The sequence below is a fragment of the Fuscovulum blasticum DSM 2131 genome, assembly GCF_003034965.1.
Lineage (GTDB): Bacteria > Pseudomonadota > Alphaproteobacteria > Rhodobacterales > Rhodobacteraceae > Pseudogemmobacter > Pseudogemmobacter blasticus.
This window is the reverse complement of record NZ_PZKE01000007.1, coordinates 119,620-140,333: the sequence shown is the minus strand read 5'-3', so window position 1 is coordinate 140,333 and position 20,714 is coordinate 119,620. Positions and strand designations below refer to the sequence as shown.

The 20,714-nt window shown below is 69.5% G+C and carries 24 protein-coding genes; 16 read left to right on the top strand and 8 right to left on the bottom strand.

The features are described 5' to 3' along the window. Positions 1 to 206 precede the first annotated feature (206 nt). From mutL to C5F44_RS09265, 4 genes are read left to right on the top strand one after another with little or no spacing between them, the layout of a single operon-like run. Positions 207 to 2,042, top strand: coding sequence for a DNA mismatch repair endonuclease MutL (gene mutL / locus C5F44_RS09280; RefSeq protein WP_107673246.1), 1,836 nt, complete (start codon positions 207 to 209; stop codon positions 2,040 to 2,042). Then, positions 2,039 to 3,199 (top strand): DNA recombination protein RmuC, encoded by a 1,161-nt coding sequence (locus C5F44_RS09275; protein WP_107673245.1) that lies wholly within the window; start codon positions 2,039 to 2,041, stop codon positions 3,197 to 3,199. The genes mutL and C5F44_RS09275 overlap by 4 nt, the downstream gene beginning before the upstream one ends. Beyond that, positions 3,196 to 4,143, top strand: a complete 948-nt coding sequence (locus C5F44_RS09270; protein WP_107673244.1) for an alpha/beta hydrolase — start codon at positions 3,196 to 3,198, stop codon at positions 4,141 to 4,143. Before C5F44_RS09275 ends, C5F44_RS09270 begins: the two co-directional genes overlap by 4 nt. Then, positions 4,140 to 4,670: a HutD/Ves family protein gene (locus tag C5F44_RS09265; protein ID WP_107673243.1), complete on the top strand. Its 531-nt coding sequence runs from the start codon at positions 4,140 to 4,142 to the stop codon at positions 4,668 to 4,670. Before C5F44_RS09270 ends, C5F44_RS09265 begins: the two co-directional genes overlap by 4 nt. Here the strand turns inward: C5F44_RS09265 and C5F44_RS09260 are convergent. The 3 genes from C5F44_RS09260 to C5F44_RS09250 form a co-directional block, all read right to left on the bottom strand. Continuing rightward, entirely contained in the window at positions 4,667 to 5,254 is a 588-nt protein-coding gene (locus C5F44_RS09260; RefSeq protein WP_107673242.1) for a biliverdin-producing heme oxygenase, read from the bottom strand. The two genes, C5F44_RS09265 and C5F44_RS09260, sit on opposite strands and share 4 nt — an antisense overlap. Positions 5,255 to 5,359: 105 nt before the next feature. After that, a complete protein-coding gene (locus C5F44_RS09255; protein ID WP_107673241.1) occupies positions 5,360 to 6,007 on the bottom strand; it encodes a ChrR family anti-sigma-E factor in 648 nt (215 codons plus the stop codon). A 7-nt stretch (positions 6,008 to 6,014) separates the two neighbouring features. After that, complete coding sequence (locus C5F44_RS09250; RefSeq protein WP_228156700.1) at positions 6,015 to 6,563, bottom strand: sigma-70 family RNA polymerase sigma factor; 549 nt, start codon at positions 6,561 to 6,563, stop codon at positions 6,015 to 6,017. A gap of 235 nt (positions 6,564 to 6,798) precedes the next feature. On the opposite strand from C5F44_RS09250, the gene C5F44_RS09245 reads away from it, so the two are divergent. From C5F44_RS09245 to C5F44_RS09220, 6 genes are all read left to right on the top strand, one after another. Continuing rightward, positions 6,799 to 7,539: a sulfite exporter TauE/SafE family protein gene (locus C5F44_RS09245; protein WP_235822589.1), complete on the top strand. Its 741-nt coding sequence runs from the start codon at positions 6,799 to 6,801 to the stop codon at positions 7,537 to 7,539. A gap of 138 nt (positions 7,540 to 7,677) precedes the next feature. Further along, positions 7,678 to 8,973, top strand: a complete 1,296-nt coding sequence (locus C5F44_RS09240; RefSeq protein ID WP_107673238.1) for an NAD(P)/FAD-dependent oxidoreductase — start codon at positions 7,678 to 7,680, stop codon at positions 8,971 to 8,973. Next, positions 8,970 to 9,722: a DUF1365 domain-containing protein gene (locus tag C5F44_RS09235; protein ID WP_107673237.1), complete on the top strand. Its 753-nt coding sequence runs from the start codon at positions 8,970 to 8,972 to the stop codon at positions 9,720 to 9,722. The genes C5F44_RS09240 and C5F44_RS09235 overlap by 4 nt, the downstream gene beginning before the upstream one ends. Further along, complete coding sequence (locus C5F44_RS09230) at positions 9,722 to 10,954, top strand: MFS transporter (protein ID WP_107673307.1); 1,233 nt, start codon at positions 9,722 to 9,724, stop codon at positions 10,952 to 10,954. Before C5F44_RS09235 ends, C5F44_RS09230 begins: the two co-directional genes overlap by 1 nt. Position 10,955: 1 nt before the next feature. Next, on the top strand, positions 10,956 to 11,540 hold the full coding sequence (locus C5F44_RS09225; protein WP_107673236.1) for a DUF3833 domain-containing protein: 585 nt from the start codon (positions 10,956 to 10,958) through the stop codon (positions 11,538 to 11,540). Continuing rightward, on the top strand, positions 11,537 to 12,277 hold the full coding sequence (locus C5F44_RS09220; RefSeq protein ID WP_107673235.1) for an SDR family NAD(P)-dependent oxidoreductase: 741 nt from the start codon (positions 11,537 to 11,539) through the stop codon (positions 12,275 to 12,277). Before C5F44_RS09225 ends, C5F44_RS09220 begins: the two co-directional genes overlap by 4 nt. Positions 12,278 to 12,648: 371 nt before the next feature. On the opposite strand, the gene C5F44_RS09215 is transcribed toward C5F44_RS09220, so the two are convergent. Then, entirely contained in the window at positions 12,649 to 13,881 is a 1,233-nt protein-coding gene (locus C5F44_RS09215) for an RsmB/NOP family class I SAM-dependent RNA methyltransferase (protein ID WP_107673234.1), read from the bottom strand. Between the two features lie 71 nt (positions 13,882 to 13,952). Between C5F44_RS09215 and C5F44_RS09210 the strand changes: the two genes are divergently transcribed. Continuing rightward, positions 13,953 to 14,129 carry a DUF1674 domain-containing protein gene (locus C5F44_RS09210; protein WP_107673233.1) on the top strand — a complete coding sequence of 59 codons (177 nt, stop codon included), beginning with the start codon at positions 13,953 to 13,955 and terminating at the stop codon, positions 14,127 to 14,129. 6 nt (positions 14,130 to 14,135) lie between these two features. Here C5F44_RS09210 and C5F44_RS09205 read toward each other — a convergent pair whose 3' ends face one another. Together C5F44_RS09205 and dapB are read right to left on the bottom strand one after the other, a co-directional pair. Continuing rightward, the gene (locus tag C5F44_RS09205) at positions 14,136 to 14,498 is read right to left on the bottom strand and encodes a dihydrodipicolinate reductase (protein ID WP_107673232.1); all 363 of its coding nucleotides are present in this window, start codon (positions 14,496 to 14,498) and stop codon (positions 14,136 to 14,138) included. Positions 14,499 to 14,589: 91 nt separating this feature from the next. Next, positions 14,590 to 15,399, bottom strand: coding sequence for a 4-hydroxy-tetrahydrodipicolinate reductase (gene dapB, locus C5F44_RS09200; protein ID WP_107673231.1), 810 nt, complete (start codon positions 15,397 to 15,399; stop codon positions 14,590 to 14,592). A gap of 100 nt (positions 15,400 to 15,499) precedes the next feature. Here dapB and rbfA point away from each other — a divergent pair, with 100 nt between their 5' ends. The 3 genes from rbfA to truB are packed head-to-tail and all read left to right on the top strand — an operon-like array spanning position 15,500 to position 17,565. Next, positions 15,500 to 15,916 carry a 30S ribosome-binding factor RbfA gene (rbfA, locus tag C5F44_RS09195; protein WP_107673230.1) on the top strand — a complete coding sequence of 139 codons (417 nt, stop codon included), beginning with the start codon at positions 15,500 to 15,502 and terminating at the stop codon, positions 15,914 to 15,916. 56 nt (positions 15,917 to 15,972) lie between these two features. Further along, on the top strand, positions 15,973 to 16,659 hold the full coding sequence (locus C5F44_RS09190) for a phosphodiester glycosidase family protein (RefSeq protein WP_107673306.1): 687 nt from the start codon (positions 15,973 to 15,975) through the stop codon (positions 16,657 to 16,659). A 3-nt stretch (positions 16,660 to 16,662) separates the two neighbouring features. Further along, positions 16,663 to 17,565, top strand: a complete 903-nt coding sequence (gene truB, locus C5F44_RS09185; RefSeq protein ID WP_107673229.1) for a tRNA pseudouridine(55) synthase TruB — start codon at positions 16,663 to 16,665, stop codon at positions 17,563 to 17,565. 13 nt (positions 17,566 to 17,578) lie between these two features. Here truB and C5F44_RS09180 read toward each other — a convergent pair whose 3' ends face one another. Then, positions 17,579 to 18,640, bottom strand: a complete 1,062-nt coding sequence (locus C5F44_RS09180; RefSeq protein WP_107673228.1) for a calcium-binding protein — start codon at positions 18,638 to 18,640, stop codon at positions 17,579 to 17,581. 322 nt (positions 18,641 to 18,962) lie between these two features. Here C5F44_RS09180 and rpsO point away from each other — a divergent pair, with 322 nt between their 5' ends. Beyond that, entirely contained in the window at positions 18,963 to 19,232 is a 270-nt protein-coding gene (rpsO, locus tag C5F44_RS09175) for a 30S ribosomal protein S15 (RefSeq protein ID WP_107673227.1), read from the top strand. A gap of 134 nt (positions 19,233 to 19,366) precedes the next feature. Then, positions 19,367 to 20,095: a sterol desaturase family protein gene (locus C5F44_RS09170; protein ID WP_107673226.1), complete on the top strand. Its 729-nt coding sequence runs from the start codon at positions 19,367 to 19,369 to the stop codon at positions 20,093 to 20,095. Positions 20,096 to 20,190: 95 nt separating this feature from the next. On the opposite strand, the gene C5F44_RS09165 is transcribed toward C5F44_RS09170, so the two are convergent. Further along, entirely contained in the window at positions 20,191 to 20,577 is a 387-nt protein-coding gene (locus C5F44_RS09165) for a pore-forming ESAT-6 family protein (protein ID WP_235822588.1), read from the bottom strand. Between the last annotated feature and the right edge of the window lie 137 nt (positions 20,578 to 20,714).

Below are 20,714 nucleotides of genomic sequence, written 5' to 3'. Positions count from 1 at the left end.
CTCATCAAGAAGTAACTCTCCCTCTGGTAGAAACTTCCGCGGCCCGCGTCACCCGGCATTTTGCGCGGCCCGGCTTGCTTGGCGGAACTTCGCGCAAAAGGGGATCGGGCCACCTCCCGCCACCCGCGATGCCCGCCCAGCCGCCGCCCACCGGGCCGCCGCCACCGGCCTTTCCCGACTCGCCGCCACCTGCTACATATCGTCGGATGACGCTTCACACCCCCAAGATAGCCGATGCTTCCGGTCGGCCCGTCATCCGTCAACTGGATGAAGCCGCCATCAACCGCATCGCGGCGGGCGAGGTGGTCGAACGCCCGGCGTCGGCGGTCAAGGAACTGGTGGAAAACGCGCTGGATGCCGGGGCCAGCCGCATTGCCATCGACTATACCGATGGCGGAAAGACGCTGATCCGCGTCACCGACGATGGCTGCGGCATGACCGCCGCCGACCTGCCACTGGCCCTGTCGCGCCATGCCACATCCAAGATCGACGGGTCAGACCTGCTGAACATCCGCTCCTTCGGCTTCCGGGGCGAGGCGCTGCCCTCGCTGGGCGCGGTGGGCCGGCTGACGCTGACTTCGCGCGCGGCGGGGCAGGATGCGGCGCAGATCACCTGCCACGGCAGCCGCCTGTCGCCCGTGAAGCCCGCCGCGCTGACCCGTGGCACCGTGGTCGAATTGCGCGACCTGTTCCACGCCACCCCCGCGCGGCTGAAATTCCTGCGCACCGACCGGGCCGAAGCGCAGGCGATTCACGAGGTGGTCAAGCGCCTTGCCATGGCGGAACCCACGGTCGGCTTCACCCTGTCGGAAATCGGGGCCGACGGCCCCCGCACCCTGCTGCGGCTTGATCCCGAACAGGGCGACCTGTTCGATGCGCTGCACCGCCGGCTGACCCGCCTGATCGGCGCCGATTTCACCGCCAACGCCCTGCGGATCGAGGCCGAGCGCGACGGCCTGGCGCTTCTGGGCTATGCCGCCCTGCCCACCTATTCGCGCGGATCGTCCGCCCAGCAATACCTTTTCGTCAACGGCCGCCCGGCCACCGACCGGCTGCTGCTGGGGGCGCTGCGGGCGGCCTATTTCGATTTCCTCTCGCGCGACCGCCACCCCGCCGCCGTGCTGAACCTGATCGTCGACCCCGAGCGGGTGGATGTGAACGTCCACCCCGCCAAGGCCGAGGTGCGCTTCCGCGAACCCGATGCTGCGCGCAGCCTGATCATCACCGCGCTGCGCACCGCGCTGTCGGGGGCTGGTCACCGCGCCTCGACCACGGTCGCCAGCGAAACGCTGGCCGCCTTCCGCCCCGAAGGCCCGCGCCCCGCGCAGGCCACGCTGGCCCAGGCATTCGCCTTCCAGTCGCCCGCCCCTGCCCCCGGCTTTGCCCCCGGTTTTGCCGAAGCGCCCGCCGCCCGGGTTGCCCTGGCCGACCCGGTTCCGCAGGCCCCCGAACCCGCGGCCCAGCACCCGCTGGGCGCCGCCCGCGCCCAGTTGCACGAAAACTGGATCGTGGCGCAAACCGCCGATGGCATCGTGATCGTCGATCAGCACGCCGCGCATGAACGGCTGGTCTATGAACGGCTGAAACGCCAGTTGGCCGAAACCGGCATCGCCCGCCAGCCGCTGCTGATCCCCGAGATCGTCACCCTGTCGCCCTCGGACGCCGCGCTGATCTTGTCGGCCGCCCCCGCGCTGGCCGAGGCGGGGCTGGTCGTGGAACCCTTCGGCGGCAGCGCGGTTGCCCTGACCGAAACCCCGGCCATCCTTGGCCCGGTCAATGGCGCGGCCCTCTTGCGCGACATTCTGGATGAACTGGCCGAAGGCGGCCACAGCGCCCTGACCCGCGCCCGGATCGACGCGGTGCTGTCGCGCATGGCCTGCCACGGATCGGTGCGCTCCGGCCGCCAGATGCGCCCCGAGGAAATGAACGCCCTTCTGCGCGAGATGGAGGCGACCCCCGGGTCGGGACAGTGCAACCACGGCCGCCCGACCTATGTCGAACTGAAACTCGCCGACATCGAAAAACTGTTCGGCCGCCGATGATCACGCTGTTTGGCCAGACCTATGCCTGGAACGCGCCCGAAGTGCTGCTTCTGGCCGGCATCGCCCTTGTGCTGGCGCTGTTCCTGGGCCTGATCCTGCGCGCTGCGCTGCGCGCCTCGGCCAGCGCAGACCCGCTTTTGCGAGAGGTGGTCTGGCTGTCGCAGAAGGTGCAGCACATGGGCGAGGCGCAGGAACGGCTGGCCGGCGGGCTGCATCATGTTTCCGAAGCGCAGGCCACCAGCCAGACCTCGATGATCCACCTTGTCGAACAGCGCCTGTCCGACGTGCAGCGCCAGATGACCGAGGCGCTGCACGGCACCTCGACCCGCACCGCGCGGTCCTTGGGCGAACTTCAGCAGCGGCTGGAAACCATCGACAAGGCGCAGGCCAATATCGAAAAACTGTCGGGCAACGTGCTGTCCTTGCAGGACATCCTGTCGAACAAGCAGACCCGCGGCGCCTTTGGCGAGATCCAGTTGCATGACATCGTGCAGAAGGCGCTGCCGAAAGATGCCTTCACCCTGCAGGCCACCCTGTCGAACGGCCGTCGCGCCGATTGCCTGATCCACCTGCCCAACCCGCCCGGCCCCATCGTCATTGACGCGAAATTCCCACTTGAGGCTTATGAGGCGCTGCGCCGCGCCGAAACCCCGCGCCAGCAGCAGGAAGCCGCCAGCCTGATGCGCAGCGCGGTGCGCACCCACCTGCGCGCCATCGCCGAACGCTACATCCTTGACGGCGAAACCGCCGACGGCGCGCTGATGTTCCTGCCCTCCGAAGCGGTCTATGCCGAGCTGCACTCCAACTTCCCCGAGATCGTCCGCGAAGGCTTCGCGATCAAGGTCTGGATCGTGTCGCCCACCACCTGCATGGCCACGCTGAACACCATGCGCGCCATCCTCAAGGATGCCCGGATGCGCGAACAGGCCGGGGCGATCCGCCGCGAACTGGGCCTGCTTTACGCCGATGTGGAACGCCTGTCCGAACGGGTCGGCAATCTTGACCGCCATTTCTCGCAGGCCGCGAAAGACATCGAGGACATCCGCATTTCCTCGGACAAGGCCAGCAAGCGCGCCCGGCGGCTGGACAATTTCGACTTCGAGGAAATCGCCCCCGACAGCGCCGCGCAGGTGATCGGACCGCAGGCCGCCGAATGAGCAGGTTCCCCACCCTTGCCGGCCTTGCCGCCCTGATGGCCGGCACCGCGCTGCAGGCGGGCGACGTCACCATCCCCGGCCCGCAAGGCCCCCTGTCGGCCACGGCGATTGCCGTTCCCGGTGCAAGCCACGCGGTCGTGCTGATCCCCGGCTCCGGCCCGACCGACCGGGATGGCAACGGCCCGCTTCTGCAATCGAACACCTATCGTATGCTGGCCGAAGGTATGGCGGCGGCGGGCATCGCCTCGCTGCGGGTGGACAAGCGCGGCATGTTCGCCTCTGCCCGCGCCATTCCAGACCCCAACGCCGTGACACTGGCCGCCTATGCCGAAGACGCCCGCGCCTGGGTCGGGCAGGCCCGCGCGCTGGCGCCCTGCGTCTGGCTGATGGGCCATTCCGAAGGCGGGCTGGTCGCGCTTCTGGCCGCGAATGACCCGCCGCCCGGCCTTTGCGGGCTGATCCTGCTGTCCACGCCGGGCCGCCCGCTGGGGCAGTTGATGGTGGAACAGATGGCCGCCAACCCCTTCGCAGGGCTGCTGATGGCTGACATGAAAAGTGTCGTCGCCAGCCTGTCGCGCGGCGAAACCCGCGATCCGGCCACCCTTCCGCCCGGCCTGCAACCGCTGTTTCCCGCCGCCGTGCAGCCCTATCTGATTGACCTGTTTTCCTATGATCCCGTCACGCTGGCCGCCGGCTGGCCGGGGCCGGTGCTCATCGTGCAGGCCGGCAAGGACATTCAGGTCACCGCCGCCGATGCCGACCGTCTGGCCGCCGCCCTGCCGCAGGCGCAGCGGCTGACCCTGCCCGCCGCCACCCACATGCTGAAACCCGATCGCCCCGGCCTGCCGCTGGCCACCTATTCCGACCCGACAGCCCCGCTTGACCCCGGCCTGATCCCCGCGCTGGCCGGTTTCCTGGCCGCCCATTCCCCGATTGCAGAATGAGACACCTCACCCCCGCCGATTACCGCGTGCAACCCTGGAAGAACGGCCTTGGCAGCACGGTCGAGCTGTTCCGGGCCGAGCTGGACGGCGTGCTGCTGGCCCGCCTGTCCCGCGCCACCGTCACCGAAGATGGCCCGTTTTCACTGTTTCCCGGTCTCAAACGCAACCTTACCGTGCTGACCGGCCCCGGTTTCCGGCTGGTCGGATCGGGCTTCGATCTGGATTGCGCGCCGCTGACCCCGGTTGCCTTTCCCGGCAGCGTGGCGATTGCCGCCACCGCCACCGGCGGCACGGCGTCCGAGGATTTCAACGTGATGACCGCCGATCACCTGCCCGCGCCGCAGGTGCAGATCGCGCGCGAAGGCAGCGTCCTGCCCGCTGGCGGGCTGCTGGCTCTTTACGCGGCCCTTGGCCCGGCCACGGTCAACGGCTCGCCGCTGGAAGAAGACCACCTGCTGCTGACCACCGGCCCCGCCCGCGTGCATGGCCGCCATCCGGTCATCGCGGCCCGGCTGTTCGGGCTTTAACCCAGCCAGCGCCGCGCAAGCGCATGGGCCCGGGCAAAGGCCGCCTCGGCCCCGGCAATCACCCGCGCCTCCTCGGCCGCGTTCAGGACCGGGGCGTCCAGCCCCGCCTTGAACGCCCGCCACACCGCCGCCGGCCCTTCCTCGGGGTCAACCATGTGCCGCGCACCATGGCTTTCGCTCAGGCCAATCGCCCGGGCCGCCTTCAGCAGGAACGCCCCGCCCAGGTTCGACCCTTCCACCACATAAAGCCAGCCCAGCGCCTCGGGCAGCGCCACGCCTTCGGCGGCGGGCGGCCCCATCCCCTCGGGCGGCTCCAGCCCCAGATCGGCCAGGTCGGCCCGCACCGCCTGCAAGCGCGCCATGCCCGCCAGACCGGGAATTGCCGCGTTCAGCGCCGCATCGGCATAGGGCCCGGCCACATCGCGGTGAATCTCGTATTGCATCAACAGATAGCGGCCATAGCGGCCCAGATCGGCAAAGGGGTTTGCCGCCATCACCCAGGCATCCAGCGCCTGATGCGTGTCATCCGTCGCCGCGCGCAGACGGTCGGCGCGGCCGGGCTTGGGGGAAATGTCTGCGGTCATGGCACGGGCTTTCAGGCTGTCGCTTGACCTTCCCCGATCCCCGGCGCCCAGACAAGACCACAGCCCGCGACACGATTGCCCGACGGCCCCCGTCGCAGCCGGTCGTCAGATCCGCATGAAGGGCTGCGCCAGCCGCGGGATCATAGCCTTGAACCGCAAGGGCGCGTCGGTCGCGGCCAGGCAGATGCAGTCCTCGCCCGGTTCGGCCACCGGCACATGTTCCAGATCGCCATCGGCAATCTCGACATCGCCGCGCGCGAAACGCCCGGTCGCATCGGAAAACGCCCCCTGCAGCACCAGCGTCATCTCAAGCCCCCGGTGCCCGTGATCCGGCACCGCCACGCCCGCGGGAATGTACAGCAGCCGCGCCGCCGCCTGCCTGTCGGTCGGCAGGATCGCCTGCCGCACACCCTTGCCCAGCGACCGCCATTTCACCGCCGACACATCGCCGCCCACATAGGCGGCCAGCGGGGCCGGGAACACGGACCGCCGGGGCGCCGGCTGCGGCACCGGGCGCGGCTCCTGCTCCAGCCCATCCAGCCGCGCCAGACAGGCCTCCAGCGCGTCGTCGCCCATCGGGGCGAACCCGTCCTCGACCACGGCGCCGCCCACCGCCTCCCAGGCTTCGGACCGCGCCCGGCAGTCGTCGCACAGCGACACATGCGTTGCCACGACCAGCGCAAAGGCCTCGGGCAACTCGCCGGCCGCATAGGCCATCAGCAACGGTTCAGATAGGTGATGACGAATGGTCATGTGCCTCTCACTTCAACTCCTGGCGCAAACGGTCCAGCGCCAGCCTGATACGCGACTTGATCGTTCCCAGCGGCAACCCCGTCTCGGTCGCGATCTCGCTGTGCGAGACCTCGCCCCAATAGGCCCGCTCGATCAGCGCGCGTTGGTTTTCCGGCAGGCGCGCCAAAGCCTCGCCCAGCCGCTCGGTCTCCTGCCGCACTTCCAGCACCTCGGCCTGATCGGGTTCGGGCTCCGGTCCCCAGGGCAGATCCTCCGGCTCGGGGCGGCGCGACCGGCGCAGCACGTCAATCCGGCGGTTGCGGGCAATGGTGAAGACCCAGGTCGACACGCTTGCCCGGGCGGGGTCGAACAGATGCGCCTTCTGCCACAGCACCGCCATGACATCCTGCGCACATTCCTCGGCCAGGGCCGCATCCGCGCCCGACTTCATCAGAAAGCCCTTCACCCGGGGGGCAAAGTGGCGGAACAGCGCAGCAAAGGCCGCGCGGTCCTGACGGTCGCGCACGGCGGCAACCAGCGCCGCCCAATCCTGATTGTCCGATCTGTCCGCGGTCACATCCTTGCCTTGCTGCCAAATCCGTCGTTGCGCCGCACCATAGGCGGGCGCCGGCAGCGATGCATCCGATTTATCGTGACCAAGGGCGTCGAACATGATGCGGGGAATACGCGGCCCGGCGCCGGGCGGATCACCGCCGCAACCGGATTTCTGCAAATCCCCGCCCGGCCTCCGGCGCTTGGCCCCGCAACCGGGCCGGGCTATAAGCCGCCCAAACAGCGGAACCCCGTCCTTGGTGACTGAATCCCCCTTCCTGACGCTGGCCTTCCTGCTGATCGCGCTGGTCTATGCCGCCGTCGGGCAGGCGGGCGCGTCGGGCTATATCGCCGCCATGGCCCTGGCCGGCTTCGCACCGCTTGCAATGAAGGCAACGGCGCTTGCGCTCAATCTGCTGGTGGCCTCCATCGGAACCGCGCTGTTTCTCAGGGCCGGGCGGGTTTCGTGGCGCAATGTCTGGCCGTTTGCCATTCTCGGCTTCCCCTTTTCCATGCTGGGTGGCGCGGTTCACCTTCCCGAAGGGCTTTACTTCCGGGTGGTCGGCATCGTGCTGCTGCTGTCGTCGCTTCAGATGGCGCGCGGCGCCTTGTCCGGCCCGCCCGTGCAGCCCGCGCCCCCGGTGACGCCCCCCTTTGCCGCCGCGCTGGCAACCGGGGCCGTGATCGGCTTCATCTCGGGCACAACCGGAACCGGCGGCGGCGTGTTCCTTGCGCCGGTCATCCTGGCCATGAACTGGGGCACCGCCCGGCAGACCGCCGCCACCACGGCGGTCTACAACCTTGTCAACTCGGGCGCGGCGCTGATCGGGGCGCAGGCCACCTGGCACCAGCTTCCGGCCGCCCTGCCGGTCTGGCTGGTGGCCGTCGCGGTCGGCGGAACGGCGGGCGCGCTTCTGGGCAGCAGATACCTGTCCGACCGCTGGCTGCGCGGCCTTCTGGCCCTGCTCCTGCTGGTGTCGGGGCTCAAGCTGGTCTGGTAGCGGCGGCCCAGTCCTGCCCACCCTCCATTTCATCCCCCTTTCGCGAAAAAACCTGTAAGCTCGGCCTGACAAGGTGATCCGGGCGCCCCCGACTGCCGTAAGCACTTCAACATCCGCTCAGAATCGGGAACGCCGTTCATGCCCTTTGAAACCCTGACCCAGGCCCCCCGCCGCATTGCCGTGATCGGGGGGGGCATTTCCGGCCTGTCCGCCGCGCATCTTCTGGCCGATGGCAATGCCGTGGTGCTGTTCGAAGCCGAAGGCCGCCTTGGCGGCCACGCCCGCACCCTGATCGCCGGCAAGCGCGGCGACCAGCCGGTCGATACCGGCTTCATCGTCTATAACCGGGTCAACTATCCCAATCTGGTCAGGCTGTTCGAAAAGCTGGACGTGCCGGTTGCCGAAAGCCGCATGTCCTTTGCCGCCTCGATCGACGGCGGGCGGGTGGAATACGGCCTTGCCGACCTGAACACCCTGTTCGCCCAGCGCCGCAACATCCTGTCGCCGCGCTTCCTGGGCATGATCACCGACGTGCTGCGCTTCAACAAGCACGCCGAGAAGGTGGCGCAGGACGGCCGCATGACCATCCGCGAACTGCTGGACGAACTGGGCACCGGCGATGCCTTCCGCGACTGGTACATCACCCCCTTCTCGGGCGCGATCTGGTCCACCCCCACCGTGGGCATCCTGGATTTCCCGGCGCAGGCGCTGGTGCAGTTCTTCAAGAACCACGCGCTGATGTCGAACAGCGGGCAGCACCAGTGGTACACGGTGCGCGGCGGCTCGATCCAGTATGTCAGCCGCCTGCAGGCGCTGCTGGCCCGGCAGGGCGTCGACATCCGGGCCGCCAGCCCGGTGGCCGGCGTGCGCCGCGAACCCGGCGGCGTCATGGTCCGCGCCGAAGGCGGCGACTGGGAGATGTTCGACGAGGTGGTCTTCGCCACCCATTCCGACGTGTCGCTGCGCCTTTTGGCCGACGCCACGCCGGACGAACGCGCCGCCCTGGGCGCCGTGCGCTACCAGCCGAATGAAGCAGTCCTGCACGCCGATACAAACCTGATGCCCCGCATCCGCAAGACCTGGTCGTCGTGGAACTATGTCGAACCCAAGGGCGGCGCGCGCGACCGCATCGACCTGACCTACTGGATGAACTCGCTGCAACCCATCCCGCAGGATGACCCGCTGTTCGTCACCCTGAACGCCACCCAGGCGATCCGGGCCGACCTGATCCATGATGTCACCACCTTCCGCCACCCGGTCTATGATCTGGGCACACTGGCCGCGCAGGGGCAGGTCCGCGCGATGAACGGCACCCGCAACACCTGGTTCTGCGGCGCCTGGATGAAGAACGGCTTCCACGAAGACGGCATCGCCTCGGCGGTCGATGTGGTGCAGGGCCTGCGCGCCCGCACCCCCCAGCAGGCCGCCGCATGAGCGAGGTCGAACATATCCGCGGCGAAACCTTCCACGGCCGCAAGGGCGCTGTGAAGAACAGCTTCCGCTACGGTGTGGATTACCTGCTGCTTGACCCCGACCGCGCCACCGGCCCGCGGCTGTTCTCGCACAACCGCGCCAATCTGGTGGCCCTGCATGACAGCGATTACGGCGGCCCCCCCGGCCAGGGCCGCGGCACCGCCTGGGTGCGCGAGGTGCTGGCCACCCACAACGCCCCCGGGTCAGACCATATCCTGCTGCTCGGCCAGCCCCGCGTCATGGGCTATGTGTTCAACCCGGTGTCGTTCTGGCTTTGCCATGATGGCAAGGGCAACCTGCTTTCGGTCATCGCCGAAGTCTCCAACACCTATGGCGACCGGCATTGCTACCTTTGCACCCATCCCGACGGCCGCCCGATCCAGCGCACCGATACGCTGACCGCGCAGAAGATCTTTCATGTCTCGCCCTTCCAGCCGGTTGAGGGGCGCTATGATTTCCGCTTCGACATCCGGCCAGACCGGGTGGGGGTCTGGATCGACTATACCTCGTCCGACGGCGGGCTTTACACCAACCTCACCGGCCCCCGCGCGCCGCTGACCAACCTTGGCATCCTGCGTGCCTGCCTGCGCCGTCCGTTCGGATCGCGCCGGGTGATGGCGCTGATCCACTGGCAGGCGCTGAAACTGTGGTGGAAGGGCGTCACCTTCCGCCCGCGCGGCACGCCCCCGGCCAAGAACGTCAGCCGCTGATGGCGCAGCGCCTGCCGGCCTGGTCGCTGTTCGCGGCGCTGATCGCCATGGCCGGCCTGCCGATCTACATCCACGCGCCCAAGTTCTTTGTCGACAGCTACGGCGTGTCACTGGCCGCACTTGGCGGCACGCTGGCGCTGCTGCGCCTGATCGACGTGGTGCAAGATCCCGCCCTTGGCTGGCTGGCGCAGGCCACCCGCCCGCACCGCCGCGGCATGGTGGCCGGGGCCGCCGCGCTGATGGCCACAGCACTTTGGGGCCTGTTCGCCGTTGCGCCGCCGGTGGCCCCGCTTCTGTGGTTCGCCCTGACGCTGACCGCCCTTTTCTCGGCCTTCTCCTTCCTGACCATCGTCTTTTACGCCGAAGGCGTTGCCAAGGCCGGCCGGCTTGGCCCGAACGGCCATATCCGCCTTGCCGGGTGGAGAGAGGCGGGCGGCCTGATCGGCGTCTGCCTGGCCGCGACCGCGCCGGTGGCGCTGTCGGCCCTGACCGACAGCCCCTTCACCGCCTTCGCCGCCGGTTTCGCGGCGCTTGCCCTGGCCGCCACGCTGGCGATGAACCGCGAATGGTCCACCGCGCCCGCCGAACCCGTGGCCCCGCTGGCCCTGTTCCGCCCCGCCCTGTCCGACCGGCTGGCCCGCCGCCTGCTGCTGATCGCGCTGCTGAACGCGGCGCCGGTCGCCGTAACCTCGACCACCTTCCTGTTCTTCGTCGAAAGCCGGCTGATGGCCCCGGGCGCCGAAGGCCCGCTCCTGCTGCTGTTCTTCCTTTCCGCCGCCGCTGCCGCGCCCCTCTGGACCCGCGCCGCCGCCCGCTTCGGTGCGAAACCCGTGCTTCTGGCCGGCATGGCGCTGTCCATCGCGGCCTTCCTCTGGGCCGCCACCCTGGGCGCCGGCGACACCGCGGCCTTCGCGGTGATCTGCGCCGCCTCGGGCGCGGCCCTTGGCGCCGACCTGACGCTGCTGCCCGCCCTCTTTGCCCGCCGCCTGTCGCAAGTTTCCGCCGGGACCGAGGCCGCCGCCTTCGGCCTGTGGTCCTTCGTGTCGAAACTGTCGCTCGCGCTGGCCGCCGCCACCCTGCTGCCCGCCCTGCAGGCGGCGGGCTTCACCCCCGGCGCGCAGAACCCCGAGCCTGCGCTTTTTGCCCTGACGCTGATCTATGCCGCCCTTCCCTGCGTATTGAAGGTGACAGCCCTCGCGCTCCTGTCCCTCACCCCGGTATCGGAGACCTGATGTGACCTTCGCTTTCGCCTTCGCCCTTGGGGCCGCCTTCGTGGCCATTCTTGTGCTGGCCCGCAGCCGGCTGGCCGGTTTCGCCGCCCAGCGCCCGCAGGATTATGCCGCGGGCCCCGCCCTTGACCCCACCCGCCACCTGGCTGGCCCGCTGGTGATGGAAGGGATGCTCTACGGCCCCACCGGCCGCGTCGTGTCGCGCTTCGTCGCGCTGGCCCAGGGCACCTGGCAGGGCGATCGCGGCACCCTGACCGAAGAATTCACCTATGACAGCGGCGCCCGCCAGTCGCGCGCCTGGTCACTGACCCTTGGCCCCCATGGCACTCTGACCGGCACCGCGCCCGACATTCTTGGCACCGCCACCGGCCGCGTCACCGGCTCGGCCCTGATGCTGCGCTACCGCATCCGGCTGGAACCGCAGGCGGGCGGGCATGTCCTCTCGGTGACCGACTGGATGTATCTGCTGGACAACGGCACGCTGATGAACCGCTCCGAATTCCGCAAGTTCGGCATCAAGGTGGCCGAGCTGGTTGCCACCATCCGCCCCGCCGCCGACAGCGCCGCCGCACGCATGGCCGCGGAATGAGGGATTTCACCGGCAAACGCTACTGGCTGGTCGGGGCGTCCGAAGGCTTGGGTCTGGCCCTGGCGCAGCGCATGGCCCGCGCCGGCGCAAGGCTGGTGCTGTCGGCCCGGTCCCCCGAAGGGCTGGCCAGCGCCGCTGCCAGCATCCCCGGCGGGGCCGAAACCGTGCCGGTCGATGTGGCCGACAGCGCCAGCGTCCGCGCCGCCGCCGACCGGATCGGCACCGTCGATGGCGTGGTCTTCCTTGCCGGCGTCTACTGGCCTATGGCCGCGCAGGACTGGGACGCCGACCGCGCCGAGGCGATGCTGAATGTCAACGCCACCGGCTGTACCCGGGTGATCGGTGCCGTGCTGCCGCAGATGCTGGCCCGCAACGCCGGCCATATCGTGATCACCGGCTCGCTCTCGGGCTTTCGCGGCCTGCCCGGCGCCATCGGCTATGCCGCCTCCAAGGCCGCCACCATGGTTCTGGCCGAATCCCTGTATGCGGACCTGCGCAAGACCGGCATCACCGTGCAGGTGGCCAACCCCGGCTTCATCCGCACCCGCCTGACCGCCAAGAACGATTTTGCGATGCCCTTCATCCTGGAGCCCGAAGCGGCGGCGGACATCATGTTCACCCATATGGCGAAAGGCGGCTTCAAACGCAGCTTCCCCACCGCCTTCTCCTGGCTCTTCCGCGGCGGCCAGTTCCTGCCCGACGCGCTGTGGTACCGGATGTTCCCGCCGGGGAAGTAGCCCCCTGACCTGTGACGGGGCAGAAAGGCGCTTTCAGCCCATCGCAAATTTCTTCGAAGAAATTTGCAAGATCCTTCGAAGGATCTTGGCCCGCGCAGGTGCAACCACCTGCCCCGCCCAACCAGAGGCCCCGGCCGGGTTAACAGCCGCGCAGCGGCCCCGGCCAGCGCCCGACCGCCCCCCGGGCGGGCGCTTCTGCGCTGTGCCTCTTCGTTCGGCCCGCAGAAGGGACCGCCCCATAAAGCGCCGGCCTCGCACCGTCGAAAGCGCCCCCCCGCGGTCGGGCACCGGCCTTGCTCTGTGCAAAAGAAGCGGCGGCTTTGACCGGCGAACACGCATCCACCGTCTGCAAATGCCTGCCGTCCCTTCCCCTACCCCGCCACCCGCAGCCGGGCGATGAAGAAGCCGTCCATGCCGCCTTTTTCGGCCCAGTGGTCCGGGCGCAGCCGCAACCCGCCCCCTTCGGTCCACCAGCCCGGCTCCACCCCCGGAACCTCCGCCCTCTCGACCGCCAGCCCCGGATGCCGCTCCAGCGCCGCCGACACCTGGCCCTCGCCCTCCTCGGACAGCAGCGAACAGGTGGCAAAGACCAGCCGCCCGCCCGGGCGCAGCATCGTCAGCGCCCGGTCCAGCAGCCGCGCCTGCAGCTCCACCAGCCCCGGCAGCTCTGATCCGTCCTTGACGAAGGGCAGGTCGGGGTGGCGCCGCACCGTGCCGGTGGCCGAACAGGGCGCATCCAGCAGCACCGCGTCGAACGGCGCCTCGGGCTGCCAGTCCAGCGCGTCGGCCAGCACCGTTTCCGCCGCCAGCCCGGTGCGGGCCAGGTTTTCCCGCACCCGCGCCATGCGGGCGGGGCTGATATCCAGCGCCGTCACCCGCGCGCCCGCCGCCGCCAGTTGCATGGTCTTGCCGCCCGGCGCGGCGCACAGGTCCAGCACCCGCTCGCCCGGCTGCGGCGCCAGCAGGCGCACCGCCAGCGCGGCGGCGGCATCCTGCACCCACCAGCCCCCCGCGGCATAGCCCGGCAGGCCCGACACCTGCCCCGGCGCGGCCAGCCGCAGGCTGCCGGTCGGCAGCGCCTCGCCCTCGGGCGCCTCGGCCTCCGGCCGCACCGTCAGGTCCAGCGGCGGCGTCAGCGCCTGCACCGCCTCGATCGCCGCCACCACCTCGCGGCCCCATTGATGCACCATCGGCTGGCGCATCCAGCGCGGCAGCTTCTGCACGCCCAGCACCGGGTTGGCCGGCACCGCCCGCAGCACCGCATTGGCCAGCCCCGCCAGATGCTGCGTGCGCTTGCCCCGCCGCACCAGCGCCACCGCCGCGTTCACCGCGCCATGCGGGGCCGCGCCCAGCGCCATTTCCACCACCGCCAGCCGCAGCAGGTTCAGCACCGGCAAGGGCGGCGCCTTGCGCATCAGCCCGCCCAGCAGCCGGTCCACCGGCTCGACCCGGCGCAGCACTTCCTCGGCCAGCCGCCGCGCCCGCGCCCGGTCGCCCGGCGCCAGCCCCTCGGCATCGGGCAGCTCGGACAGCATCCGCCCCTCGCCCAGCACGGCATCCAGCAGTGCCGCCGCCGCCGCCCGTGCGCCCAAGCCTTCTGCCATGCCATTCCCCTTTGCGGCTTTCTCCCGCCGGGCCTATATCACCCGCAAGGCCCTGCACAAGGAAGCACCCCATGTCCAAGGATACGCGCGATCTCCCGCCCGAAGCCCTCCGCGCCCTGGCCGAGGCCGAGGAACGCCGCAAGGCGGCCAAGACCGAAGCCCCGCCCGTCGAACACGGCGGGCGCGACGGGCCGGAACCCGTGCGCTATGGCGACTGGGAAAAGAAGGGGCTGGCGATCGACTTCTGATCCGCCTCAGCGCAGCCGGAACCGCGCGCTGTCGCCCCGGCCCTGATCCACGGTAAAACGCAGCTCGTCGCCGCCCCGCACCTCGACCAACTGGCAATTGTAGCGGATGGCATAGCCGCTCCAGTCCATTTCGCGGCAGAAATAGCCGTCACGCCAGGCCCAGGTGCCGGTCACATCCCAGCCCAGCGCCTCGCCCTCGATCCGGCCATCGGGCAGCACCTTCAGCGTCAGGTCGTAAAGCCCGATCCGCAATTCGCGGTTCTCGATCAGCGACAGGAACTGCCCCTTGTCGCGCACGGGTTCAAACCCGTTGGCAGCAGCGGTCAGCGGAAACAGGATCAGGGCGGCGGCAAGCAGCGGTCGGATCATGGCGGCCTCGCACAAACGGGAACCTGCCTTCTACGCAGACGGCCCCGCAGCGGATGACCGCCCCGTCGATCACAGGCCCGTGAAGACGGGACTACAGGCCCAGCACATCCATCATGTCATATTCGCCGGGCTTCTGCCCCTGCCCCCACAGCGCGGCCCGCAGCGCGCCGCGGGCAAAGATCGCCCGGTCGGTGGCGACATGGCGCAGGATCACCCGCTCGCCCTCGGCGGCAAAGATCACGTCATGCTCGCCCACGATATCACCACCACGAATGGCGCTGAAGCCGATGCTGCCGCGTTCCCGCGCGCCGGTGATGCCGTCGCGGCCCGAAACCATGGCCTGTTCCAGCGTCACGCCCCGCCCTTCGGCCGCGGCCCGGCCCAGCATCAGCGCGGTGCCCGACGGCGCGTCCACCTTCATCCGGTGATGCGCCTCCACAACCTCGACATCCCAGTCGGCATCCAGCGCGGCGGCGATCTTCTGCGTCATCCGCACCAGCAGGTTGACGCCCAGGCTCATGTTGCCCGCCCGCACGATCACCGCATGGCGCGCCGCCGCCGCGATCTTTTCCAGATGCGCCGGCTCCAGCCCGGTGGTGCCGATCACATGCACCGCCCGCGCCTGCGCCGCCAGCCCGGCATAGGCCACCGTCGCCGCGGGGGCAGTGAAATCCACCACGCCCTGCGCGCGGGCAAAGGCTTCCACCGGGTCATCCGTCACCATCGCGCCCAGCGGTGCGCCGCCCATCGCCTCGCCGATGTCGCGGCCCACCCAAGCGTGCCCCTCGCGCTCCACCCCGGCCACCAGCCGGGCGCGGCCGCTTTCGGTGATGGTCTTCACCAGCATCCGGCCCATCCGGCCCGATACGCCCGTCACCACCAGTCCCGGAAGCTCTGTCATCGCCCATTCCCCGTGTGCCAGCCTTCGCTTTAGCGCCCCTCGCCCGGCTGTGAAAGCCCGGCCCGTTGCGGGACGGCCCGAAACCGACTAGAGGAACCTCATGTCCTCAAAACGCTTCCCCACGGGCCAGGGCCCTTCGCAGCGGCAGTTGCGCGTCGGCGAACTGATCCGCCGTACCATTTCCGATGTGCTGAACCGGGCCGAGATCCACGACCCTGACCTGAACGCCATGTCCATCACCGTAGGCGAAGTGTCCTGTTCGCCCGACCTCAAGGTCGCCACCGTCTATGTGATGCCGCTGATGGGCAGCGTCCCGGTGGAAGAGGCGATCAAGGCGCTGGCCCGCAACAAGGGCGAATTGCGCCGCCGCATCGGGGCCGAGCTGACGCTGAAATACGCCCCCGACCTGCGCTTCCGCCCCGACGAAACCTTCGACCGGCTGGACGAGACGCGCCGCCTGTTTTCCGATCCGACCGTGCAGCGCGACCTGACCACCCCGGATGAGGACGAGGGCTGAGCGTGCGGCGGCTGTTCGCCCTTCTGGCGCTGCTTCTGCCCTCTGCAATCGCGGGCATGGCCGGCGCCAGCGCCTGCCGGGATGAGGTGTTCGAAGGCGCCTCCTTCACCCTGTGCGACGTGTCGCGCGGCGAAGACCTGCGGCTGTTCCTGAACGGCCCCGACGGCCCCTATGGCAGCTTCGCCGCCGTGAACCGCGCGCTTGAAGCCGAAGGCAAGACCCTGGCCTTCGCCATGAACGCGGGCATGTATCACCGCGATCTGTCGCCCGTGGGCCTGTTCATCGCCGAAGGGCACGAACAGGCGCCGCTGATCACCCGCGCCGGCCCCGGCAATTTCGGCCTGTTGCCGAACGGCGTCTTCTGCTGGGGCAAGGACGGCTTCCGCGTGATCGAAAGCCGCAGCTTCCGCGACAACCGCCCCACCTGCCGCTGGGCCACGCAATCCGGCCCCATGCTGCTGCTGAACGGCGCGCTGCACCCCAAGCTGCTGCCCGACAGCGATTCGCTTTATGTCCGCAACGGCGTGGGCGTGCCCGCCGACGGCAGCCGCGCCGTCTTTGCCATCTCGAACGAGGCGGTGAACTTCCACCTCTTCGCCCGGCTCTTCCGCGATCACCTTGGCCTGTCCGATGCGCTGTATTTCGATGGCAGCATCTCGCGGCTCTATTCCCCCGCTCTGGGCCGCAGCGACCTGGGCTTTCCCATGGGGCCGATCGTCGGCGCCGTCATTCCGAAAGGCTGACCGATGGGTCGCGCGAAAAAGGGCCGCCCGGTTTCGGGCTGGGTGATCGTGGACAAGCCCGCGGGCATCGGCTCGACCAATATCGTCGGCAAGGTCCGCTGGGCCTTCGGCGCGCAGAAGGCCGGCCACGCCGGCACGCTGGACCCCGCCGCCACCGGCGTTCTGGCCGTGGCCCTGGGCGAGGCCACCAAGACCGTGCCGCTGATCACCGATGCGATGAAGGGCTACCGCTTCCGCGTGACCTTCGGCGCCGCCACCACCACCGATGATGCCGAAGGCAGCGTGATCGCCCGCAGCGACCTGCGCCCGACCGATGCGCAGATCGAAACCGCGCTCAACGCCTTCCGCGGCGACATCCTTCAGGTTCCGCCGCAGGTCTCCGCCGTCAAGGTCGAGGGCGAGCGTGCCTATGACCTGGCCCGCGAAGGCGTGGAAATGGACCTCGCCCCCCGCCCGCTTTATGTGGAACGGCTGGTGCTGGCTGGCCGCCCCGATGCCGACCACGCCGATCTGGAAATGGTCTGCGGCAAGGGCGGCTATGTCCGCGCCATCGCCCGCGACCTGGGCGCCGCGCTTGGCTGCCTTGGCCATGTGCAATGGCTGCGGCGAGACTGGACCGGCCCCTTCCGAGCCGACATGGGCTGCTCGCTGGAAGACCTTGACCGTCTGGCCGGCACGCCCGAGATCGACAGCCTGCTGCACCCGCTGGAACTGGCGCTGGCCGACCTGCCGGAACTGCAGGCCACCCCCGAAGGCGCCGCCCGGCTGGGCCATGGCAACCCCGGCCAGGTTCTGGGCCACCTGCCCTATGGCACCGAAGCCTGGGCCAGCCTGAACGGCCGCGCCCTGGCCGTGGGCCGCTACATGGGGGGCGAACTGCACCCCTCGCGCGTGTTCAACCGCTAGCGCCGCTGCGCGGTCAGGCCGCCAGCAGGCGGATGTCCTGCACCGCCACCGCGCCATGCACCGTGGCCACCTCATGCCCGTCCAGCAGGATGGTCACCCGGTCGGTGCCGGCCACCGGCTGAACCGTCACCATCGGGTCGGCATGGGTTGCCGGATCATAGACCAGCACGATCTCATCCTCGGCGGCATCGTAATCGGTGATCGTGGCATGGCCGCCTTCGCCCAGCCAGTGGCTCAGAAGGAAACTGTCCGCGCCATCGCCCCCGGTCGCCACATCGCCCGCCCCGGCGGCCAGCGTATCGGCCCCCGCGCCGCCGTTCAGGAAATCCGCCCCGGCATCGTCGCCTTCGGGAAACACGCCCGACAGCCAGTCGTCACCGGCATTGCCGTCCAGCACATCCGCCCCGGCGCCGCCCTGCACCTGATCAGCGCCATCGCCCCCGGCCAGCCAGTCCGGCCCCGCACCGCCCGACAGCGTATCCGCGCCGCCGCCCCCCAGCAGCGTGTCGGCCTCGGCCCCGCCGTCCAGCAGGTCACCCCCCTCATGGCCCGCCAGCCAGTCCGGCCCCGCGCCGCCCGACAGGCTGTCGCCCCCGTCCTGCCCTTCCAGCCGGTCCGCGCCCTCGCCCCCTTCGGCAAGGTCATCCCCGGCCCCGGCCCAGACCGCATCATCACCCGGCCCGCCCGACAGGGTATCGTCGCCCGCCCCGGCGTCGATCTGGTCATTCCCGCCGCCCCCGGCCAGCGCATCGCCCGCCCCGCCGCCGGTGATCAGATCCTCCCCGTCGCCGCCGCCTTGCGCCCGGGGCAAATCGGGCACCTCCGGCCGGTCATCCGACACGAAGCCGTCCTCTGCCGCCCCCTCTTCCGCGCCCTGCGCGCCCGCCGTCTCTTCCTGCAACAGGTCGCCGTCCCCGGCCTCCGCGTCCTCGCCCCGGGCGTCCGGCGCATCCTCCGCCTCGGGGGCATCCGCCCCGTCCTCGTCCTCCGCCGTGTCGGGCGATCCAAGCGCCATGATGCCTTCGGCCAGAACCCCGGCCAGAACGGCCCCCATCATACCCAGAATCAGCATCATCCGCCGTCCCCCCGCGCCTGCGCCCTGCCGCCCGCCGGGCGGCGTTAACCATTCTCCCCTCCAACCTTCTGACAGGACTAGGAAATTCATGGTCGTCCTAGCATGATTCGGCGGTCGCTGCAGCCGCCGGTCGCGGCAAGATTTCGCAAAACTGTTCCGATCCCGCGCCCGCCCGGCCCCGCAGCCCCGCGGTGATTCCGGCTTCCCTTCCGGCGCGATTCCCCCTATAGGCACGCATCCGCCGCAGCCCGGCGGTGTTCAAGGGCCCTGCTGGACGACATCCCGGCCGTGGCCGTCACGCCAACCCGTAAGGAGCATCCCGATGTCGATCACTGTTGAAGACAAGGCCCGCCTGATCAAGGAATACGCGACCAAGGAAGGCGACACCGGCTCGCCCGAAGTCCAGGTCGCCATCCTGTCCTCGCGGATTGCCACCCTGACCGAGCACTTCAAGGCTCACAAGAAGGACAACCACTCGCGTCGTGGCCTTCTGATGATGGTCGCCCAGCGCCGCAAGCTGCTGGACTACCTCAAGAAGAACGACGAGACCCGCTACGCGACGCTGATCCAGCGCCTCGGCCTGCGCCGCTGATCCGGCCGTTCCGGGCAAACGAACCAGGGGTCGCTTCGGCGGCCCCTTTTGCTTGACGCAGCGTCCCTGTTGACCGGCCCCGCCTCCTCGCCTGATTTTGAACCACCCTGTTCAGTTTCACCACGAGGCCGGCAATGATTCCCACCCTTCGGGTTCTGGTCCACATGGGCAGCCTGCAACGGCTGGCCCCGTTCTGGCTGCTTGCTTTGGGGCTGCTGGTGGCGTTCTGGTCGCCCTGGCTGCTGCTGGCCATCGCCTATGGCGTGGTGATGCAGTTCTTTGTCGAATACGCGATGCACCGCTTCCTGCTGCACCGCAAGCCGCCCACCGATCAGGGCGTGTTCAACGCGCTGTATCGCAGCCACATCGGCCATCACGAATTCCCCTCCGATCCCGAACTCTTCACCGGCGACGATCACTGGTATCCGGTGCGTTTCGGCCTGATCTCGGTGGCGCTGCACACGCTGTTCCTCTGGCCCGTCCTCGGGCTTGGCGCCGCCTTCGTGACCGCCTTCGTCGCCCTCTTCCTCGGCTCGGTCTCGGCCTTCGCCTTCTACGAAGGTTGCCACACGCTGGCGCATCTGAATGTGCCGAAGGGCTGGCTTGGGCAGAAGATCACCCGCGATCATCTGGCCCACCACTATCAGGACCACGCCGCCACCTTCCACGTCAGCCTTGGCGCGGGCTGGATCGACCGCCTGTTCGGCACCAGCCATGATGCCGAAGCCGCCCGCGCCCGGTTTGACCGCAAGACGCTTCTCTCCATGGGGATGGACCCGGAAGACCTGCGCCTCGTCACCGCCCGCAAGGCCTATGGCCTGCCACCCCGTCCGGGCATGAAGCGCGGCCAGCCGCAGGCGTGACGGCCCCGCCCCGCCGGGGGCACCGTCTTTCAAAGGAAAACGCCCGCCCGGAATCCCGGGCGGGCGTTCCTGTTTCGGTCAGGGCAGGCGGGGGATTACATCCCCATCTGCGCGCCGGCCTGTTCGATCATCGTGCCCATCTGGGCGCACAGCGCGGCTTCTTCCACGCCCTGGGCCTTGGCGGCATCGGCCAGCGGCATCTCGGTTCCCATCGCGGAAACCACGCCTTCCTTGCCCTTGGCATAGGCCGCTTCCACCTTTTCGGCATCGGTCGCCGGCGGCAGCATGCCCAGCATCTTGGTCTGAATCTCGACCGGCTTGGCCTCGATATGGCCGGCGGTCTGGCAGTATTCCAGCACACCAAGCTGGTTCTTGGCGGCAGCGACGGCATCATCCGGCGTCGGCGCGGTCTGCGCGTTCACGGCAAGGCCCGTCATCAGGAACGGCAGCGCAAGGGCTGCTCCGCGAAGGGTCATCGACATATTCATACTCTCCATACTCGTTACCGGCGATTCAGGTCGCCTGCTCCTTGCAAATCAGATGGGAAAAGGTCGCGCAAGATGAAGTTGCCGGCCCGCCCACCATCGGCGGCCTTCGCCCGGTGCGGGTCCGCCGGCCC

Excerpts from the sequence above, each read along its gene's own strand:
- mutL (WP_107673246.1), top strand. The coding sequence starts at position 207 with ATGACGCTTCACACCCCCAAGATAGCCGATGCTTCCGGTCGGCCCGTC.
- C5F44_RS09275 (WP_107673245.1), top strand. The coding sequence starts at position 2,039 with ATGATCACGCTGTTTGGCCAGACCTATGCCTGGAACGCGCCCGAAGTG.
- C5F44_RS09270 (WP_107673244.1), top strand. The coding sequence starts at position 3,196 with ATGAGCAGGTTCCCCACCCTTGCCGGCCTTGCCGCCCTGATGGCCGGC.
- C5F44_RS09265 (WP_107673243.1), top strand. The coding sequence starts at position 4,140 with ATGAGACACCTCACCCCCGCCGATTACCGCGTGCAACCCTGGAAGAAC.
- C5F44_RS09260 (WP_107673242.1), bottom strand. The coding sequence starts at position 5,254 with ATGACCGCAGACATTTCCCCCAAGCCCGGCCGCGCCGACCGTCTGCGC.
- C5F44_RS09255 (WP_107673241.1), bottom strand. The coding sequence starts at position 6,007 with ATGACCATTCGTCATCACCTATCTGAACCGTTGCTGATGGCCTATGCG.
- C5F44_RS09240 (WP_107673238.1), top strand. The coding sequence starts at position 7,678 with ATGCCCTTTGAAACCCTGACCCAGGCCCCCCGCCGCATTGCCGTGATC.
- C5F44_RS09235 (WP_107673237.1), top strand. The coding sequence starts at position 8,970 with ATGAGCGAGGTCGAACATATCCGCGGCGAAACCTTCCACGGCCGCAAG.
- C5F44_RS09230 (WP_107673307.1), top strand. The coding sequence starts at position 9,722 with ATGGCGCAGCGCCTGCCGGCCTGGTCGCTGTTCGCGGCGCTGATCGCC.
- C5F44_RS09220 (WP_107673235.1), top strand. The coding sequence starts at position 11,537 with ATGAGGGATTTCACCGGCAAACGCTACTGGCTGGTCGGGGCGTCCGAA.
- C5F44_RS09215 (WP_107673234.1), bottom strand. The coding sequence starts at position 13,881 with ATGGCAGAAGGCTTGGGCGCACGGGCGGCGGCGGCGGCACTGCTGGAT.
- C5F44_RS09210 (WP_107673233.1), top strand. The coding sequence starts at position 13,953 with ATGTCCAAGGATACGCGCGATCTCCCGCCCGAAGCCCTCCGCGCCCTG.
- C5F44_RS09205 (WP_107673232.1), bottom strand. The coding sequence starts at position 14,498 with ATGATCCGACCGCTGCTTGCCGCCGCCCTGATCCTGTTTCCGCTGACC.
- dapB (WP_107673231.1), bottom strand. The coding sequence starts at position 15,399 with ATGACAGAGCTTCCGGGACTGGTGGTGACGGGCGTATCGGGCCGGATG.
- rbfA (WP_107673230.1), top strand. The coding sequence starts at position 15,500 with ATGTCCTCAAAACGCTTCCCCACGGGCCAGGGCCCTTCGCAGCGGCAG.
- C5F44_RS09190 (WP_107673306.1), top strand. The coding sequence starts at position 15,973 with ATGGCCGGCGCCAGCGCCTGCCGGGATGAGGTGTTCGAAGGCGCCTCC.
- truB (WP_107673229.1), top strand. The coding sequence starts at position 16,663 with ATGGGTCGCGCGAAAAAGGGCCGCCCGGTTTCGGGCTGGGTGATCGTG.
- C5F44_RS09180 (WP_107673228.1), bottom strand. The coding sequence starts at position 18,640 with ATGATGCTGATTCTGGGTATGATGGGGGCCGTTCTGGCCGGGGTTCTG.
- rpsO (WP_107673227.1), top strand. The coding sequence starts at position 18,963 with ATGTCGATCACTGTTGAAGACAAGGCCCGCCTGATCAAGGAATACGCG.
- C5F44_RS09170 (WP_107673226.1), top strand. The coding sequence starts at position 19,367 with ATGATTCCCACCCTTCGGGTTCTGGTCCACATGGGCAGCCTGCAACGG.
- C5F44_RS09165 (WP_235822588.1), bottom strand. The coding sequence starts at position 20,577 with ATGTCGATGACCCTTCGCGGAGCAGCCCTTGCGCTGCCGTTCCTGATG.